The sequence below is a fragment of the Nonomuraea sp. NPDC049625 genome (genome assembly GCF_040675285.1).
GTDB classification, from domain to species: Bacteria; Actinomycetota; Actinomycetes; order Streptosporangiales; family Streptosporangiaceae; genus Nonomuraea; species Nonomuraea angiospora_A.
In genome coordinates this window covers 1-16145 of record NZ_JBFAOQ010000031.1, presented here as the reverse complement: position 1 = coordinate 16145, position 16145 = coordinate 1, and the positions used below count along the sequence as shown (strand labels likewise).

The window sequence follows — 16145 nt, the reverse complement described above, 5'->3', positions numbered from 1 at the left end:
CGTGAACGTCGACAAGTCGGCCGTGGCGACCGGGCTCGGCGTCGTCGCGGGCAGCCTGTTGCTCGGGGACCGGGCATCGAGCGCGGGGATCATCTGCCTGGCGGTGTGCCTGCCCCTCTTGCCGGCGGCCGGGCAACGGTGGCCGGTGGGCGCGCTGGCCGCCTCCGCGACCCTGATGTTCGGGCTGGCCGCGGCGGGCCTGACCGCCGGTGCGTGGGTATGGCCCGCCAGCCTGGCGTACGGACGCGCGGCGCAGCGCGGGCACCTCGCGTGGGCCGTCGGTCTCGGGACGCTGTATCTGGTGGCGGGGTCGGCCGTGGCAGGTCGGGCGCTCGGCGGCGAGGCCCTTTGGCTGGGCCTGGTCCTGGCCGCGTCCGCCGCCTACCGGTCCGAGCGGCGGTTGAAGGAGGAGACGCAAGCCCGGCTGCGGGCCGCCTAGCGGATGGCGCTGGCGCGTGATGTGCACGATGTCGTCGCGCACACGCTGGCCGTACTCGGGGTGCAGTTCACGGTGGCCGAGGACGCCTTCGACGACCCGGACATGGTCAGGGAGGCGGTACTGACCGCGCAGCGGGTGCGCGGGCAGGCCATGACGAAGTTGCGCGCGCTGATCGGCGCGCTTCGCGACGACGGCGAGGGTGCAGGCGGCGAGTTGTCCGCCCTGGTGGAACGGCTACGCCCTGCGGGCTGGAGGTGGCCGTCCGGCAGGAGGGCGCGCCTGTGCCGGCGCCGCTCGCCTGGATGGCGTGGTCCAGGAAGCGCTGACGAATACCGTAAAGCACGCGGACGCCCGCCACGCCGAGGTCGTCATCCGGCACACGCCGGGCGAGGTCCAGGTCATCGTCTCCGACGACGGCCGTACCGTCACACGCGAGGGCGCGACGGACACCGGACACGGCATCGACGGCATGCGGGAACGCGTCGCGACCCTGGGCGGAGCTCTGACCGCCGGTCCCGCCGAGCGCGGATTCGCCGTGCGGGCCGTCATCCCCACACCTCCTGGACCGGCCGCATGACCATCACCGGCCTGATCGCCGACGACCAGGCCCTCGTACGGGCCGGGTTCCGCACCCTGCTCGGCCGAGCACGCGACATCACGGTGACCGCGGAGGCCGCCACCGGCGACGAAGCCGTACACCAAGCTCGTACGCATCGGCCCGACGTGGCGCTGATGGACATCCGTATGCCCGGCCTCGACGGCCTGGCCGCCACCGAACGCCTCCTGGCACACGTACCGAACTGCCGCGTGATCGTCGTGACCACGTTCGACACCGACGGACACGTCTTCGAGGCACTACGCCTCGGCGCCAGTGGTTTCCTCACCAAAGAGATCGGCGGCGATGAGCTGCGCAGCGCCGTCCGGTCGGTCGCGGCCGGCGGGGCGTTGCTCTCTCCGGGCGTCACCCGCCGGGTGATCGAGCAGTTCGCCCACCGGCCACGGCCCGGTCAAGACCTCCGCACCCGGCTGGCGTCGCTGACCCCACGCGAGCACGAAGTCATCAGGCTGGTCGCCGCAGGGCAGTCCAACAGCCAGATCGCGCGGCGGCTCTTCATCAGCCCGCACACCGTCAAGACCCATATCACCCACATGATCAACAAGCTCGGGCTGCGGAACCGCACCCAGCTCGTGATCCTGGCGTACGAGACCTGCCTGGTACGGCCTACAGGCCAGAACCCGGCCGATCCCTAGGCCAGGCGGATGACGTGGACCTGGTCGAGGCGAACCGGAGCCGGCCTGGGCGATGATCGAACGCGTCGTTACTGCGAGGCGCTGGGGATGGCGAGGGGATCACGGGGAGCGTCGCTCTTGGCCTTGGCCATCTGCTCGCCCAACTCCCGCAGCCGGGTGCGGCCCATGGCCTGGCGGACCTCGGGGAACCAGTCCTGCTCTTCTTCCTTGATGTGGTGGCGGACGTTCTCCATCAAGACGGTCATCTTGGCGTCGTAGCGCTCGTCGGCGGGGTCGAGGTCCTTGAGCTCTGACAGCATCCAGACGACGACGTGGTGCTCCTCGACGCTCTCCAGGACGTGATCGGTGGTGTCGGGGGCGCCTGAGCGGGCGGCCGGGTAGAAGATCGTCTCCTCGATGTAGGTGTGGACGGTCAGTTCCTCGATGACCTCGGCCACGATTCGCTGCTTGTCCTGATGGGCCTCAGAGTCGGTCTTCTCGAACTGCTTGAACAGCTTCTCCACGGTTTTGTGGTCGTCTTTGAGCATCACGATGGCGTCCATGGACGGCCTCCTTGGGGAATGGTTCAGACGGGATGGTTCGGGCGGGGTGAGCGTCGGCGGGGCGCCGGTACCCTCCCGTGGCGCAGGCCCATCAGCGAACAGCACCTGCACGCTGGTCACCCCCCACCCCGGCGGCCCTCACAACGTGTGATGGGGCCGCGGGAGAGGACTAGAGCCCCGGGTCGGCACTCGGCACAGCACGGCTCCCGGAAGGCTCAGGGCCTGCAGGAGCCTTCTCGAGCAGCCGGCACCGATTCCTCGAGCACACCCGGAGCCGGTGGCGGCCAGGACCTGTGGCCGAAGGTCAGACGTTGAAGATGCTCACACCGCCGGGGCCGACCAGTAGCCCGACGACGATCAGGACGATGCCCCACAGGATGTCGCGGCGGGCCAGGAGCACGTAGATGCCGGCGATGACGAGGATGACGGCGATGATCCACAGGAGGGTAGCCATGACGGGGCCCCTGCCCTGAGCCTCGGGCCGGAAACGAGCAGACATCCGCCACGTCCATGACACTCTGGGCGTGCTGCGTCGGGCGGCGCGGTCCGGGTGGCCGGGTGAGCGTCACGGACCTGGCTCTCTCCGGGTCGTTCGGCCTCTTCGCATGCTCACGATGGTCGACTTCGCCACCGCCACGACATGGAAGGACGTGGCCACCACGAACTCCCGCACAGCTACGGCGGTCTGAGGCCGGGCAGGCGCGGCCGGTGAGCGAGCCGATCGAGACTCCGCCGTGGTCAGGCCGGCCGACCACGGGGCGCCGGGGCGGGTTGTCGTCGGCGCCCCGTGGTCGGCCGGCCGGCGGCCGGCATCATGGGCGTGCCGGTGGCGCTGGTGGAGGCCGAGGGGCAGGTGTTTCCCGGCGTGGTCGCTGGCTGACATCGGTGGCGGATCCATGGAGATCGCGTACGGGACTCGTGAGGATCCCGACGTGGCACTGTCCCTGCCTCTCGGAGCCGGACGCCTGAGGCGCCAATGCCTGTCACGTCAAGAGGAAGCATTTCCAGCGGCTGCGCGAGCATGTCGAGTCAGCGCTGGCCGGACCGAGGTCTCTCTCGCCACCGCGCCCACCCGGGTGCCGTTGTGGCCACGTCCGGGACCTTCTACCAACTCGCCCGGCTGTGCGGCGCGCCGAAGGGCAAGAGCGGACCTCACACCTCGCGTACGCTGCGCCGGGACGACCTTCGCACAGTCATCACACTCCTGGCCGGCAAGACACCTGCGCAACGTGCCCGGCTTTCTGATCGGCGCCCCGCGCCAGCCAGATCATGGCCGGCGCGATCGTCGCCGACGCCACAATTGCCGCCCTGGCCCGACGTACCTACGGATCTGCCCGTGGGCATTGCGCGAGGGCGTTCTACTGGGCCGGCTGCACCTCCGCGAGGACATCATCTGTTCGCATACCGGGTGATGCCTTCCGCGCATAACCCCGGCCACGTACGCCGCCCCTGTACGGCACCGCCACTGGCGATGGCGGCCAGGCACGTGAAAGCGAACCTGAATGCCGGAATTCTGAGCGCTGCGGTCTCCTATAGAACCCGCCTCGCGTCATGAAGAGCAAGGTCCCGGGACACCGGAGGCGTCGCGAGTAGGCGCGGGCAGGTCCGGCATAATACAAATGGCCGCCAGAGCGATTTCGGTACTGGTATGCAGTCGCAAGTGTTCCCCGACCTTGGTGATCTCTATGAGCCGGGCGGGCGAGCCACGCAGTGCAGTCAGGTGGACGGAACCGCCGTGCTGCTGAGCCAAGGAGAAGGCGTCCAGCAACACACGCAGGGCGCTGCTGTCCACGAAAGTGACCTCAGCCATATCGAAGACCAGATGGTCGGCAGGCGTCTGACGGACTTCATTGATGAAGTCGTGCAATTGAGGAGCGGTGGCCAGGTCGATCTCTCCGGCCAGCACGATCACAGTCACACCGGCGTGGTGCTGGTGATGCATGCGTAACAATGGTTTGGACCTTTCAGCGCGGAAAATACGGACGATGGCGCCCCGCCGATAGGCCAAGGCCTGGTGGTCAGCCACCATCTGGCCGAATATGCATAGGGGGATTTGAGTTTTCAGGTAACCGGGCCGGTTCAGCCCGAGCTCACCTGTGAGGTCTCGGTGCCGCGAAGCGTTACGGTACATGTGCGCTACTCCGGCGAGGTCGGTATGGGCTTGGCGGCAAGGGCCTGCGCGACGGCGTACAGGTTCGAGGGCATTGCGCGGCCGGTCTTGTGCGACCAATCGCGCCCCTGCTCGCACTCCGGATAGTCAGGTCCCGCCCCGGGTCCGAGGTGCCAGCAGGTCCACGCCTGGCCGGGCACCGTGTAGCCGATGTCCCGCAGCGCACGGCGATCTCGCTGATCACATGATGGGCGCCGTCCTCATTGCCGGTGACCACCACTCCGGCCACGCGGTTGTAGGGCGACTGGAAGCCCGCCGTCGCCTGTTTCCGACAACATCGCCTCCATCCGCTCGATCACCCGCTGGGTCAGCGAAGACGGGTGCCCACCCAGGTGGGGAACGACGATGAGGATTTGGGCACGGAGGCAGGCTCCGGTGAATCCGCGGCCATCCGTCACCTTCCCCCCATATCGGTTTGCACTCCCGGCGGGATGTTCTGGTCGACCGCTCGGTACGTCTCGACCGTGACTCCCCGGCCGTGCAGTTCGTCAGCGACCAGGTCGGCCGGCGCGCCGGTGTTCGTCGGCGCCGGAGCCGGTTCCAAGATGCAGTTGACGACAACGGCTCGCATGTTGAAGGCCTCCAGGCGTTGATCCACTCGGTCCGGCTCACGGCCCATACCCCTGGTCGGAGAAGTAAACGGCATGAAGGCCGCCGCCGAACGAGTCGTCCCATGGGTTTCCGCAGGAAGACGATGATGTACCACCCCGAGCACGGTCCTGTGCGGGGACAGGCACGATACCCTGCGGCTTGTAGGTTCTGAACAGGACCGGATGTTGATCAAGAGGACCCGACGGATTGAGAACCGGTACGCAAGTCGCTCAGAGCGGCTGCGTGTCGGCGAGTCGCCGGGAACTGGCGCGCCTCGGTGCCGAACAGCGCTACCGCGATCGTCACCAGGTGTTCACGCTGCTCCTTGGAGAGTCGTTCGATCATTCGTGATCCAGCACTGTTCCGCAAGCCGCCTGACCAGGTGAGCGGCGCCGGGCTGGGAGATCCGCAGGATCAGCTCATACCCTCGCAGGACGGTCTGCAAGGGTAGCGCCGACACCGCCGCCAGTCGGAGGTGAGGGATTCGAGCAGGTCGCCTGCGGTGGCGTCCGGGACGGTTTTGGCCACCTCGGCGAGGGCGACGATGCCGACGAGCTTGTGTCCGTCGATGACGGGCAGGCGGCGTACCTTGTGGCTGGCCATGGTGCGGAGGATCTCGCGGGCGCCGTGGTCGGCGCCGACGGTGACCGCTTCGCCTTGGGCGAGTTCGCCAGCTCGGCAGGTCTTGGGGTCCTTTCCGGCGGCGAGCACCTTCACCACGATGTCGCGGTCAGCACGGACATGATGTGTTGCAAAGTCGGGCCGTCCGAACCGTAAACGGTGATCGAGGATTTCAGTGCGCGCAACTCAATATTCGAGCGGTACCCGCTCAAGGGCAGGCTGCGCTCTGCCAGTTCGCTCATCCAGATTTCGCTGCCCCGCCGCCTGGAACGCCCCTACGGCGGCAGGATCGAGGGTTGAGGTGCATCGAGCGCGCCGAGTTCCTAGGCGGCCCGCGCCAAGGACCGGATGGCGTCGGTCTCAGTGGCCGTGCGCCAGATCAGCGCCCACCGCGTGCGCGTGTACGGGAGAGACCGCCTCACCGTTGTTCAGCAGAGAGATCATCTCCGCTGAGCTCGTGGCGGTGGGTCCGATCGGGATCGACCGGCCACTCGGGGTGTGCCGGGGAACGAGCACGTCGCGCCAGTAGTCCGGCTTGGCGCCGCCCATGACGACCTCGTCTGCCAGATCTTCGTAACAGACCGACCGCCGCCCCGCGAGCCGGTGGCCGGTCCCCATCGCGAGGACGACGGGTTCGATGTAGACGACCGGGCCCACGGTGAGGTCCGTCTCCCGGACGGGGAGCCAGACGATCTGCACATCGACCGCTCCCGCCCGCAGCGGGCCGAAGGGGTCACCGAAGTTGACGTAACGAAATTTCACGTCGCTCGTCGGGTGGCGGGCCTCGAAAGCGTCGAACAGCGGACGCAGATCTTCGTGGTTGGCGTTGACCATGCCCACCCGCAGGACGTGCGTCTTTCCTTGTGCGGCGCGCATGGCGCGTTCGAGGCCGTCACGCATGCCGTCGTACATCGGGTGCAGGGCCGATCCGCCGTACGTCCGAAGTGCAGCTCTGCGGCCAGCACCAGGAAGATCTCGATGTCCCGAAGCTCCATGATCTCCTTACCTTTAGCGTCATGTTGACGCTGCACCGCGTTCTGCGTCATTGATGCGGCTGATCACCCGCCTCCATCCTTGAGCCGTCAGAACCAGACCTTCCTGGAGCAACACAATGACGAGCCTGATGGGCAGGACAGCCCTGGTCACCGGTGCCTCGCGTGCATCGGACGGGCCATCGCGCGGCGGCTGGCGGCCGATGGGGCGCTGGTGGCCGTGCACTACGGCAACAACGAGACGGCCGCCCGCGAGACCGCGCAGCTGATCGAGAAGGACGGCGGCCAGGCCTTCGTTGTCCGGGCTGAGCTGGGGGTGCCCGGCGACGTCGACACCCTGTTCGCCGCCCTGGAGGCCGGTCTTGGCGACGGGACCGGTCAGGTGCGGCTGGACATCCTGGTCAACAACGCCGCCATCACCGCCGAGACGATCGAGACGATCACCCCGGAGGCGTTCGACCGGCTGATCGCGATCAACACCAAAGCCCCGCTGTTCATCATCCAGCGGACCCTGCCCCTGCTGAACGACGGCGGGCGGATCATCAACCTGACCACCGCCGCGACCAGGATCGCGATGCCCGAGCAGCCGTACGCGATGAGCAAGGCCGCCGTCGAGGTGCTGAGCCGTTCTCTCGCGCAGACCCTCGGCGCGCGAGGCATCACCGTGAACGCCGTCGCGCCCGGCCCGACCGTGACCGACATGAACCCGTGGATGATCGACAACCCGCAGGTCCAGCAGATGGTGGGCAGCGGCAACGCGATCCCCCCGGTGGGTCAGCCCGCCGACATCGCCGAGGTGGTCGCCTTCCTGGCCTCCGAGGCGGGCGGTTGGGTGACCGGACAGGTCATCGACGCCTCAGGCGGCTGCTTCCTCGGTCCGCGCGTCTGACCACGGCCGTACGGCGGCGACGACCTCCGCCGTCCAGGCCCCGTGGGTCCGGCCGTGACCGGCTTGCGCTGACAGGCTCGCCGAGCACCGTCAGCGTCCTGTCAGGCGGCTGTCGGCGCCCGCCCCGAGGGTTACATCCGTCAACAACCTCTCAGACAATGGAAATACCATCATGAACAGCAGGACCTGGGCCACGGCCCTGACCGTCGGCCTGGCCGCCGCCACCGTGGCCACCACCTCCACCTCCGCCGCCGCCGACACCGGTGAGGCGAAGGTCGTCGCCGCGCTCGACGAGGTGGCCAAGCCGCTGGCTTCCGCCACCTCCCAGGCAGACCAGCGTGACCTGAAGGCGTTCGGCGCGATGGTGGCGGGCGCGCAGGTGGTCGGCGTGGGCGAGGCCACCCACAGCACCGCCGAGTTCTACACCCTCAACCAGCGGCTGCTGCGTTACCTGGTGACCGAGAAGGGCTTCACGACCTTCGCCCGGGAGCTGAGCTGGAGCACCGGCGTGCGGCTGAACGACTTCGTCCTGTACGGCAAGGGCGACCCGCGCACGATCATGCACGACGAGGTCAAGGGCCCCTACGACCTGTTCGACAACCGCGAGTTCCTCGGCCTGATCACCTGGATGCGCTCCTACAACGCCACCCACAAGGCGAAGGTCCAGTTCATGGGCGCCGACCTGCTCTACCCCGGCGACGTGCTGTTCGACAAGGTCCTCGCCTACGTCAAGCAGCACCACCCCGACCTGCTGGAGCAGTTCACCCAGCTGTACGACGGACTGCGGCCCACCACCCCCAACGCCGGTGAGTACATGGGCCTGGCCCTGTCCCAGCCGCTGGCCACCCGCCAGGACCACGCCCAGCGCGCCACCAAGGCCCTGCAACTGCTTGCCAAGCAGGCGCCCGGAGCGGGCGCCGAAGACTACCGGTGGGCGCTGCAGCACGCCCGGGCTCTGTCGCAGACCTTCACCGACTTCGCCTTCGACCAGGCCACCGCCGAGGGCCGCCGCCAGGCGCAGGTCTACCGGGACAAGGCCATGGCCGACAACGTCATCTGGTGGAACAAGACGACCGGCCACAAGATCCAGATGTCGGGGCTGAACGCGCACATCAGCTACACCCCGATCGACACGATGTTCGTCCCCGCCCCGATGGGCGGCGTCCTGCGCGAGCGTCTGGGCCGCCGCTTCGTCACCGCCGGCACCTCCTTCGACCAGGGCGGCTACAACTTCCTGATCGACAAGGGCGAGTGCCCGGCCGGTTCACGCCCGGCTGAGCGGCCCCTCACGTGCAAGGGCTCGGTGGACGCCGCCGGCAGCGACTACAACGAGTACGTCTTGGACCAGGTCCGCTACCGCGACTTCATCCTCGACACCCGCACCGCGCCCCAGCTCGCACGGACCTGGCTGGCCGAAAGCCGCCCCACCCGTCTCATCGGCGGCGGCTTCTGGTCACCCGAACAGGCCACCAAGGTCGCTCTCGGCGAGTCCTTCGACATCGTGATCCACCTGCACACGGTCAAGGCCGCCGCGCTGCTGCCCTGACATCGGCGCCTCTGACGGGGCATTGAGATCCGGCAGGCGGAAACACTCCGCCTGCCGTTTCCACGTCCGGCCACGCCCGCGCCAGGCTCGGGGACGGGCGGGGTGGAAGGATCTCGGTCGTCATGCGCCATGGCTGCTCCTCCAGGAGGACCCTCTCCTGCCCGCCAGGGTCGGCCCTACCACCCGCTGGCGACGTCGTGGGCCTCAGCGCTCGGCACTATGTTGCTGCTCCATACCGACGGGCTCGCCAATCGGTCGGCAGCACCATCGACGAGGGGAGCGAGCACGCCTCCAGTGCCTACAGCACTCTGTCCCTGGACGCGCCGTCCGTCTCCGATGACGGCGACTCTGCCCGGCTCGGCGACTTCATCCCCGACCACGCCGCCCGGCTGGACACTTTCGTCGACGACCGCCCCTTGGCGTCGATCTTGGACAGGCGGCCATCGTCGTCAACAACGCTCCCTTTGCTCGTAACGGTCACCGCCGCCGAGGAGATGTTCGGATGTGGACACGTGATCCACATCCACCAGCGAGATGCTTGGAACGTCCCAAACGAGCCGTCCACGATCAGGAGCATCATGGGCTTCCCCCAGCAGCCGCAGGACCCGTACGGACGGCAGTACGGCCAGTCTGGGCCGCAGTATCAGCAGCCCTACCAGCCACAGCCGTACATGCCGGCGCCGATGCCGGGCCCTCAGTACGGGCCGATGCAGTACACGACGGTGAAAGAGTTCAACCCGATTGCGGCGGTCATCCACATCCTCCTGTGGGTGTTCATCCACTGGTGGCTTGTATTGATCACGTTCGGGATGTGGCTGTTCGTCGCGATTCCGGTGACATTCATCGGGTGGCGGGTGACGCGGCACCTGCCGGTGCAGCAGGTGCATTACGTGCAGCCGCCATACCCGCCGCACCACGGGTAGACGCCCTTGCGATCGCAACCGTGTCGAGCGATCCTAGGCCGGCGGCCGCGCCTGCGGCGAGCCAGAGGATGCGCCTCCCGGCGGCGGATGCGGCTCTCGTGGTCGTCACTGCGGAGGTGGCAGCTTGTGCCGCAGGTCCGCCTCGGCCGTCGTCAGGTGGGCGGGCGGCTGGGTGACCTGGCGGGTGTACTCCGCCGACGCCTGCGCTTTCTTTCCTGCTCCTGAACGCCGGATATCCGGCCCGCTTGGCGAAGAAGCTGGCGAACGCCGCCCGCAGGTGCTGCAGCACCTGCAGCCGCGGCACGGACGACACCTCCGGCAGGGAGTCGTAGGCGCCGCTGCGCTTCCACGCCGTCAGCGCCGCCGACGACTCCGCATAGAAGACCCGGCGACCCTCCAGGGCGTAGGCGCGGGTGCGCTCTTCCAACGCCTTGCTGTAGACCAGACCTGCGCACCCAAATGTCCGAACGAGCTGTTCGTCCTGATCAGGGGTCGGGTTGAAGCGGTACTTGTGGGCCCGCTTCATCAGCTGCGCCACGTCCCACCAGTTGCTGGGAAGGTCGGTTAGGTATCGTTCGTGTGTTCGGTCCTGTCACAGGGGTACCACGCTTCCCCACCCTGAAGGACAGGGTCTCCAGGATCAAGGAGATTCGATGAACCGCGCCTGGGTGCACCGTCTGTCCGCCGCGGCCAGGCGGGAGACGTCCTATGTCCGCGCTCAGGCTCAAGGGCTGGCCAGGCCAGGATCGCATCAGCGGCTGCACGTGCGGCAGATCGCCAAGGCGACCTTGGCGGCGGTGTTGGCCTGGCTGCTGGCCAGCCGGTTGCTGCCGACCGAGGCTACCTGGATCGCCCCGGCCACCGCGGTGATCATGGTGCATGCCACCGTGTACCAGACATTGACCAACGGGCTGCGCCGGGTCGCTGCGGTCGCCGCGGGGGTGATCCTGGCCGGCAGCATCGGGCACCTGCTCGGCCTGGGCGTGCTCAGCCTGATTCTGGTCGTGCCGCCGGCGCTGGTGGCCGCGCGCTGGCACCGGATGGGCCGCTACGGCAGCGATGTGGCCACCACCGCGGTGCTCATGCTTTCCTTCGGCGCCGCCTCCCAAGACCGCTACCTGGCCGCCTACGTGGTGGCCACCGCCGCCGGGGCGCTGTGCGGGGCGATCGTCAACACGGTGCTGTGGCCGCCGCTGTATCGCGACCGCCCCAACGTCGCCGTGCGGCGCCTGGCCCGCGAGGTGTCCGGTCTGCTCACCGCGATAGCCAACGGGCTGCGCGACGGCTGGGACCTCTCGGCGCTGCCAGACTGGAAGCGCCAGGCCCACCGGCTGGATGAGTACCTGGCCACCGCCACCTCCGCCGTGGCCGACAGCGCAGAAAGCCACCGCTACAACCTGCGCCACCGCCTGCGTCGCCGACCGCGCGCCGACCGACCGGATACCGGCCACGACCAGACTGCACAGCAGACCCTGCAAATGCTGGCCAGGCTCGCCACGCATGTCCGCGCCATCGTGCACGCCCTGTTCCCCCTCGACCACCACAGCACCTCTCGTGCGCCGGTCACCACGATCCAGGACGTCAGTCACGACTACGCCCGCGACTACGCCGACCTGCTCGACCTGCTGGCCGACACCTTGACCAGCACGAGCGCACGCGGCGGCGACCCGGTCCGCACGCGCATTCTGCTGGGCCGCGCCCGCGCCCAGGCCGCCCGCATCCACGAGCAGATGACCAGCCAGATCCGGCACGGCCACGTGAACCACCCCACTGGCTGGGCCCTCAGCGGCAGCCTGCTCACCGACGCCGACCGCATCCTGGCCATCCTCGCTGACGGCCACACCCCCTCCCCCCGCGAATCTCACCAAGACCGGTGCCACGACAGCTCAGACGGCGACAGGTCAACCACCTCCCCCGCGCAGCGGCCTCCAGAACGCACCTGATACTGCGCGGCGGGCGCTGCGCCGTTCACGGCGGGGCAGGTCGCGCTCGACGAATATGTCGATCATCAGGCGGACGGCAACGCGGCTCATCCCGGCCGGCGCGCCAGACAGCCGTTATGGCCCGAGTGGCTCACCACGCAGATCAGCCAGCCCACTCGGTGTCCCGGCCCGCAGAGAGCGCATCATCCCGAAGCGCTCTTCTTCGCCGGGAGGCCATGACGGCGGCCGATATGGCCCAGCTCGCCCGCTGGTTGACCGGCCGCGCCCCACGTACCCGCCCCTCGCCGAGCGGGTGGCCGAGGTCCGTACTCTCGCTCGCGACATCGAGGACGCCGCCGACCCGCTTCTCGGCGCTGCCCGAGCGCTCAATCGGGCCGCCCTGATTGCCAGCGACTGCGGCCTGCCCGAACTGGCGCGGGAACTGTGCCGGCGGCAGATCGCCCCCTACCGCAACGCTGGCCAGCTCACCGTCCGGCAAGCCACGCGCATGCTCGAACCCGTCGTGAACCTGGCACGGCTGCGCATCCGGGGAGGCGACGCCGAGACGGCGTGGGCCTCACTCAGCACCCTCTACCACGCCCTGCAGACCAACACTCTTGCCATCATCGAGGGCCGGTCGCTGCCGACCCAGGACCTGATCGACAGCCCGCAGGAGCAGCAGGAGCTGCGCATCTGGGCGTATCGCGTCTACCTGTCCGAAGGCACCCGCGCCCTCGTGCGCCTCGGCCGGTGGCAGGAAGCGCTCCGCCCACGTCGAACAGGACAAGGGGATCGGCCCGCACCTGCTGGACGGCCGCCAGGTAAAGATCGTGAACCCCTACCTCGACAGGGACGCGGACGCCGCCCAGACCGTGCTGGACGGCAGCATGATCACGTAGTCGTGGGAAGCCCAAGTTTCCGCGTGCCTGGAGGTGCTGCGCCACCTCGTGGACAACCCGCACGCCGACCGGGAGACCGCCCTGATGATCGAACGGTACCTCGTCGGTAAGACAGAGCCTGGACACGCCATCTTCCGCACCCGCCTGGGCCTGGCCGTCGTCGACCTCGCCACCTGCGCCGCTCCTGCCAGGGTCCACTCCGCGTACCTGCTCACCCTCCTCCCGGGCATGCGTTCAGAAGGACGGGCCGGTGACAAGGAGGGGCCAGGTCAGGGCGGCCATCTCGGCCGGGATGCGCGGGCAGCCGCGCTCGAGCCAGTCGGTGGCCACGCCGAGGAGCGCTCCGGCGGTGAACGCGGCGGGCACGTCGTGGGGAATGTCGGCCGAGGAGTCGCTGTCCGGCGCGGCGCCGGCCTTCCGGCGGCGGCGCTAGTGATGCAATCTCCGCTGCGTAGGTGGCGGCCCGTTCCTCGTAACCCCTCTCGGTCAGCGCCTGACCGGCCGTAACGGCGGGGGCGGTGCTGGCGGTCATGGCTGCGCTATATAGAAGCGGGCGTGCTGGAGGGGCACCGGGTGCGTCAGCTGGCCGGCTCGGGAGATCTGCGCGGCCTGGACGACCGGGTCCTCTTCTCCCAGGAGCACAACGCGGGCGAGCCTCACCAGGTATGTGGCGGCGTTGCTGGTGTAGGCGGCCGTCGCCGGCACCAGCGCCGGCCACGTGTCGACCTTGATGTGGAGGATGCCTCCCACCAAGCGGGGCTCATCGCCAGGCTGCTGGACCGGCCCCGCAGCCGGCAGATAGCCGGGCCCGTAGCCGCAGGTGGCGTCGACGATGACCGCGCCGGGCCGCATCACCCCAATCCGCGTCAGTGATCATGGGCGAGGTGTCGTAGATGGAGACCAGGACCGCGCCCACCAGCAGGTCGGCGTCCTTCAACTGCTCCAGCAGCACGTCACGGCAGTTGACCAGCACCCGAACCCCGGCCGGGGCCCTCCGCTCGTAGTCGGCGCGTGAGGCTTCGCATTTGGCCAGCACAACGACCTGCGCCCCGAGCGCGGCGGCGGTGCGAGCAGCGGTCAGCTCGCGCACATCACCCACGCCATCGCAGGGAGGAAGGTTCAGCCGGTGATCCGGGCCAGGAACTGGCCCTTGGCGTGCTCGTCGGTCTCCCTGGTGCCGTAGCCGGTGGCCCACAGGCCGCCGCCCGGCACAGCTCCGAGTTGCTTGATCCGGTAGTCGTCAAGGAGGGGCGGTTTCGGCGCCTGCTGCCAGGCAGTGCCGTTCCAGCGCAGCAGCACACCGACGCTGCGCGCGGTGGCGTCGTCCTGCCCGCTGCCTCCGGCCCACACCTCGGTGCCGTTCCAGGCCAGCGAGGTGATGGAGGATCCGTACCAGCCGGTGGTCGCCGGGGTCGGCGTCACCGTCCACTCGCTACCGTTCCAGCGCATGGCGAACGCCTCGCGCTTCTTGACCGAAAAGCCGTTGGCCTCGTAGGTGGTCCGCTGACCGGCCGCCCACACCTCGCCGGGCCGCGCGGCCACCGCGTCCAGGGTGGTCTCGACCAGCGCTTCCTTCGGCGGATCCGGCAGCCGGGACCAGGTGTGGCCGTCCCAGTGCAGCACCAGGGTGTGCGCATCGGCGCTCGGTCCGTAGCGGTTGGTGGTGCCGACCGCCCAGACGTCGTCCGGCGCCAGAGCATGCACCGCGCTCAGGTCGGTGTTGCCCGCGAGCGGCGGGAGGCTCATCTTCTGCCAGGCGGTGCCGTCCCAGCGGATCACGCCCGCCGTGGAAACCTCACCGCTCGACTGGTCGGACCTGCCGACCGCGAAGGCAGTGCCGCCCACCGCGGCGACATCATCAAGGTAGAAAGGGTTGTTCTGTTCGGTCGGGTACGGAATGAGCGTCCAGGCCGTACCGTCCCAGTGGTAGGCAATGGTCGAACCGGTGGCCCACACGTCGTTCTCCGCGGCGGCCGACACCGAGGTCAGCGCGCCCCGGCAGGTGATATCCGGCCGGTCGTTCACCCATTTCTGACCGTTCCAGCGAAACAGATCGGGGCAGACCACACCCGGCGGCGGGTACGGCCGGCCCTCCATCCGCACCTGCCCCACAGCCCAAGCTTGGGTGCCGCTCAGCGCGGCGACATCGTTGAGTTCCTTGAGTTGCTTCTCGGATTCGGTGTATCCGTAGGGAAAGGACAGGTGGTCCCAGACCGGCGCAAGTGTCGCGCCCGCCGGGGCCGCGGTCGCCAGGCCCGCGGTGAGCGCGACCGCGCCGAGAATTCCGCTGGATGTCAGGGATAATATTTTTCGCTTGGTCACGAACGCTTTCGTACCATCGCCGGTCAGCCGCGCACATGGCCTAGGGAATGCATAGGGGCCCCTGGACGAATCATAGGGGGCCCTAGGGGGCCCCACTGGCACGTCCATTACGATAGGTATACGCGTAGGCTGGCCGTCACCATATGCGTGGAGAATTCGTCACGGAAGACGCCCATCGAGCGCCAGCGTCCCGAGATTGGCCAGACGATCATTCATTCTGACCCGTGGGGCGCGGTGTACCAGCGCCTTGGCCGATGACGTCTTATCGCTGAGTTTCAGCTGAACTGCCGGTGTTCGAAATGGACGAGAACGAGCGCGGCGTGGACCTGTGGGTGCCCGAAACTCAGCCAGCGGGCTGATCTGGGGTTTGGCGTTTCCGCGCTGGCGGGCATGATCGCTGTTCATGGCGTTGCAGCTGGTTGGTTCGGCTCGCGGGGTAGGTGGTGCTGCTGGGTCGCTCGCAGAGGTCGAAGGATGCGGAGATTCTGGTCCTTCGTCATCAGCTCGCGGTGTTGCGTCGGCAGGTGGCAAGACCTCGGCCGTCGTGGGCCGATCGGGCGGTGATCAGTGCGCTGGCGCGTCTGCTATCTTCAGCGGGTCGTCGGCGGTTGTTCGTGACGCCGGGCACGCTGTTGCGCCGGCATGCGGATCTGGTGCGGCGGCGCTGGACCTTCAAGCGCGGTAGGCAGGGTCGATCTCCCATCCGCGCCTCCGTCCGGGCCTTGGTACTTCGTTTGGCTCGGGAGAATCCGCGGTGGGGTTACCGGCGGATCGCTGGGGGGCTCGCCTCTCTGGGCTGCCGGGTGGGGGCCTCCACGGGGTGGCTGATCTTGAAGAAGGCAGGCATCGACCCGGCGCCGCGGCGCGCGGGACCAACCTGGAGTGAGTTCCTGCGTGCTCAGGCCGAGGGGATCTTGGCATGTGACTTCTTCCACTGCGACACTGAAGTGATCTCAGCGAATTGCTGGTAGGTAGTTGTGCTCGAAGTGGGTGAGGACAAGGGCGGCGCGGGCGATGTCGCCGATTGCGCTGGGGCTG

The 16145-nt window shown here is 68.4% G+C and carries 19 protein-coding genes and 1 pseudogene; 10 read left to right on the top strand and 10 right to left on the bottom strand.

Annotated features, from left to right (window positions below):
* The first annotated feature begins 1 nt into the window (after position 1).
* From AB0J87_RS60510 to AB0J87_RS60495, 4 genes and pseudogenes are all read left to right on the top strand, one after another.
* Positions 2 to 439 carry a hypothetical protein gene (locus tag AB0J87_RS60510; protein ID WP_363984538.1) on the top strand — a complete coding sequence of 146 codons (438 nt, stop codon included), beginning with the start codon at positions 2 to 4 and terminating at the stop codon, positions 437 to 439.
* Between the two features lie 3 nt (positions 440 to 442).
* Positions 443 to 619 (top strand): annotated as a pseudogene (locus tag AB0J87_RS60505) (histidine kinase dimerization/phosphoacceptor domain-containing protein); the annotation flags it as partial.
* Between the two features lie 19 nt (positions 620 to 638).
* The gene (locus AB0J87_RS60500) at positions 639 to 1016 is read left to right on the top strand and encodes an ATP-binding protein (RefSeq protein ID WP_363984655.1); all 378 of its coding nucleotides are present in this window, start codon (positions 639 to 641) and stop codon (positions 1014 to 1016) included.
* The gene (locus AB0J87_RS60495; protein WP_363984653.1) at positions 1013 to 1690 is read left to right on the top strand and encodes a response regulator transcription factor; all 678 of its coding nucleotides are present in this window, start codon (positions 1013 to 1015) and stop codon (positions 1688 to 1690) included. The genes AB0J87_RS60500 and AB0J87_RS60495 overlap by 4 nt, the downstream gene beginning before the upstream one ends.
* Before the next feature lie 68 nt (positions 1691 to 1758).
* Here AB0J87_RS60495 and AB0J87_RS60490 read toward each other — a convergent pair whose 3' ends face one another.
* Together AB0J87_RS60490 and AB0J87_RS60485 are read right to left on the bottom strand one after the other, a co-directional pair.
* Positions 1759 to 2232: a hemerythrin domain-containing protein gene (locus AB0J87_RS60490; RefSeq protein ID WP_363984536.1), complete on the bottom strand. Its 474-nt coding sequence runs from the start codon at positions 2230 to 2232 to the stop codon at positions 1759 to 1761.
* A 304-nt stretch (positions 2233 to 2536) separates the two neighbouring features.
* Positions 2537 to 2686, bottom strand: a complete 150-nt coding sequence (locus AB0J87_RS60485; protein ID WP_181307280.1) for a GPGG-motif small membrane protein — start codon at positions 2684 to 2686, stop codon at positions 2537 to 2539.
* Positions 2687 to 2966: 280 nt separating this feature from the next.
* Between AB0J87_RS60485 and AB0J87_RS60480 the strand changes: the two genes are divergently transcribed.
* Complete coding sequence (locus AB0J87_RS60480) at positions 2967 to 3644, top strand: hypothetical protein (protein ID WP_363984534.1); 678 nt, start codon at positions 2967 to 2969, stop codon at positions 3642 to 3644.
* A gap of 137 nt (positions 3645 to 3781) precedes the next feature.
* Here the strand turns inward: AB0J87_RS60480 and AB0J87_RS60475 are convergent, their stop codons facing one another.
* The 4 genes from AB0J87_RS60475 to AB0J87_RS60460 form a co-directional block, all read right to left on the bottom strand.
* Positions 3782 to 4261 carry an STAS domain-containing protein gene (locus tag AB0J87_RS60475; protein ID WP_363984532.1) on the bottom strand — a complete coding sequence of 160 codons (480 nt, stop codon included), beginning with the start codon at positions 4259 to 4261 and terminating at the stop codon, positions 3782 to 3784.
* 1146 nt (positions 4262 to 5407) lie between these two features.
* A complete protein-coding gene (locus AB0J87_RS60470) occupies positions 5408 to 5713 on the bottom strand; it encodes a CBS domain-containing protein (protein WP_363984530.1) in 306 nt (101 codons plus the stop codon).
* Positions 5707 to 5856, bottom strand: a complete 150-nt coding sequence (locus tag AB0J87_RS60465) for a hypothetical protein (RefSeq protein ID WP_363984528.1) — start codon at positions 5854 to 5856, stop codon at positions 5707 to 5709. The genes AB0J87_RS60470 and AB0J87_RS60465 overlap by 7 nt, the downstream gene beginning before the upstream one ends.
* A gap of 118 nt (positions 5857 to 5974) precedes the next feature.
* Entirely contained in the window at positions 5975 to 6526 is a 552-nt protein-coding gene (locus AB0J87_RS60460) for a substrate-binding domain-containing protein (protein ID WP_363984526.1), read from the bottom strand.
* A gap of 162 nt (positions 6527 to 6688) precedes the next feature.
* On the opposite strand from AB0J87_RS60460, the gene AB0J87_RS60455 reads away from it, so the two are divergent.
* From AB0J87_RS60455 to AB0J87_RS60445, 3 genes are all read left to right on the top strand, one after another.
* The gene (locus AB0J87_RS60455; RefSeq protein ID WP_363984525.1) at positions 6689 to 7495 is read left to right on the top strand and encodes an SDR family oxidoreductase; all 807 of its coding nucleotides are present in this window, start codon (positions 6689 to 6691) and stop codon (positions 7493 to 7495) included.
* A 172-nt stretch (positions 7496 to 7667) separates the two neighbouring features.
* The gene (locus AB0J87_RS60450) at positions 7668 to 9041 is read left to right on the top strand and encodes an erythromycin esterase family protein (protein ID WP_363984523.1); all 1374 of its coding nucleotides are present in this window, start codon (positions 7668 to 7670) and stop codon (positions 9039 to 9041) included.
* 197 nt (positions 9042 to 9238) lie between these two features.
* On the top strand, positions 9239 to 9964 hold the full coding sequence (locus AB0J87_RS60445) for a hypothetical protein (RefSeq protein WP_363984521.1): 726 nt from the start codon (positions 9239 to 9241) through the stop codon (positions 9962 to 9964).
* Here AB0J87_RS60445 and AB0J87_RS60440 read toward each other — a convergent pair.
* The gene (locus AB0J87_RS60440) at positions 9882 to 10490 is read right to left on the bottom strand and encodes a transposase (RefSeq protein WP_363984651.1); all 609 of its coding nucleotides are present in this window, start codon (positions 10488 to 10490) and stop codon (positions 9882 to 9884) included. The two genes, AB0J87_RS60445 and AB0J87_RS60440, sit on opposite strands and share 83 nt — an antisense overlap.
* A 127-nt stretch (positions 10491 to 10617) precedes the next feature.
* Here AB0J87_RS60440 and AB0J87_RS60435 point away from each other — a divergent pair, with 127 nt between their 5' ends.
* Positions 10618 to 11907, top strand: a complete 1290-nt coding sequence (locus tag AB0J87_RS60435; RefSeq protein WP_363984519.1) for an FUSC family protein — start codon at positions 10618 to 10620, stop codon at positions 11905 to 11907.
* A 1128-nt stretch (positions 11908 to 13035) separates the two neighbouring features.
* On the top strand, positions 13036 to 13218 hold the full coding sequence (locus AB0J87_RS60430; protein ID WP_363984517.1) for a hypothetical protein: 183 nt from the start codon (positions 13036 to 13038) through the stop codon (positions 13216 to 13218).
* A gap of 95 nt (positions 13219 to 13313) precedes the next feature.
* Here the strand turns inward: AB0J87_RS60430 and AB0J87_RS60425 are convergent, their stop codons facing one another.
* From AB0J87_RS60425 to AB0J87_RS60415, 3 genes are read right to left on the bottom strand one after another with little or no spacing between them, the layout of a single operon-like run.
* Positions 13314 to 13637 carry a hypothetical protein gene (locus AB0J87_RS60425; RefSeq protein WP_363984649.1) on the bottom strand — a complete coding sequence of 108 codons (324 nt, stop codon included), beginning with the start codon at positions 13635 to 13637 and terminating at the stop codon, positions 13314 to 13316.
* On the bottom strand, positions 13546 to 13875 hold the full coding sequence (locus AB0J87_RS60420) for a hypothetical protein (RefSeq protein ID WP_363984515.1): 330 nt from the start codon (positions 13873 to 13875) through the stop codon (positions 13546 to 13548). The genes AB0J87_RS60425 and AB0J87_RS60420 overlap by 92 nt, the downstream gene beginning before the upstream one ends.
* A 29-nt stretch (positions 13876 to 13904) precedes the next feature.
* Positions 13905 to 15107, bottom strand: a complete 1203-nt coding sequence (locus AB0J87_RS60415) for a hypothetical protein (protein ID WP_363984513.1) — start codon at positions 15105 to 15107, stop codon at positions 13905 to 13907.
* Positions 15108 to 16145 lie beyond the last annotated feature (1038 nt).

Excerpts from the sequence above, each read along its gene's own strand:
- AB0J87_RS60495 (WP_363984653.1), top strand. The coding sequence starts at position 1,013 with ATGACCATCACCGGCCTGATCGCCGACGACCAGGCCCTCGTACGGGCC.
- AB0J87_RS60490 (WP_363984536.1), bottom strand. The coding sequence starts at position 2,232 with ATGGACGCCATCGTGATGCTCAAAGACGACCACAAAACCGTGGAGAAG.
- AB0J87_RS60485 (WP_181307280.1), bottom strand. The coding sequence starts at position 2,686 with ATGGCTACCCTCCTGTGGATCATCGCCGTCATCCTCGTCATCGCCGGC.
- AB0J87_RS60475 (WP_363984532.1), bottom strand. The coding sequence starts at position 4,261 with ATGGTGGCTGACCACCAGGCCTTGGCCTATCGGCGGGGCGCCATCGTC.
- AB0J87_RS60465 (WP_363984528.1), bottom strand. The coding sequence starts at position 5,856 with ATGAGCGAACTGGCAGAGCGCAGCCTGCCCTTGAGCGGGTACCGCTCG.
- AB0J87_RS60460 (WP_363984526.1), bottom strand. The coding sequence starts at position 6,526 with ATGTACGACGGCATGCGTGACGGCCTCGAACGCGCCATGCGCGCCGCA.
- AB0J87_RS60450 (WP_363984523.1), top strand. The coding sequence starts at position 7,668 with ATGAACAGCAGGACCTGGGCCACGGCCCTGACCGTCGGCCTGGCCGCC.
- AB0J87_RS60440 (WP_363984651.1), bottom strand. The coding sequence starts at position 10,490 with ATGAAGCGGGCCCACAAGTACCGCTTCAACCCGACCCCTGATCAGGAC.
- AB0J87_RS60435 (WP_363984519.1), top strand. The coding sequence starts at position 10,618 with ATGAACCGCGCCTGGGTGCACCGTCTGTCCGCCGCGGCCAGGCGGGAG.
- AB0J87_RS60425 (WP_363984649.1), bottom strand. The coding sequence starts at position 13,637 with ATGCGGCCCGGCGCGGTCATCGTCGACGCCACCTGCGGCTACGGGCCC.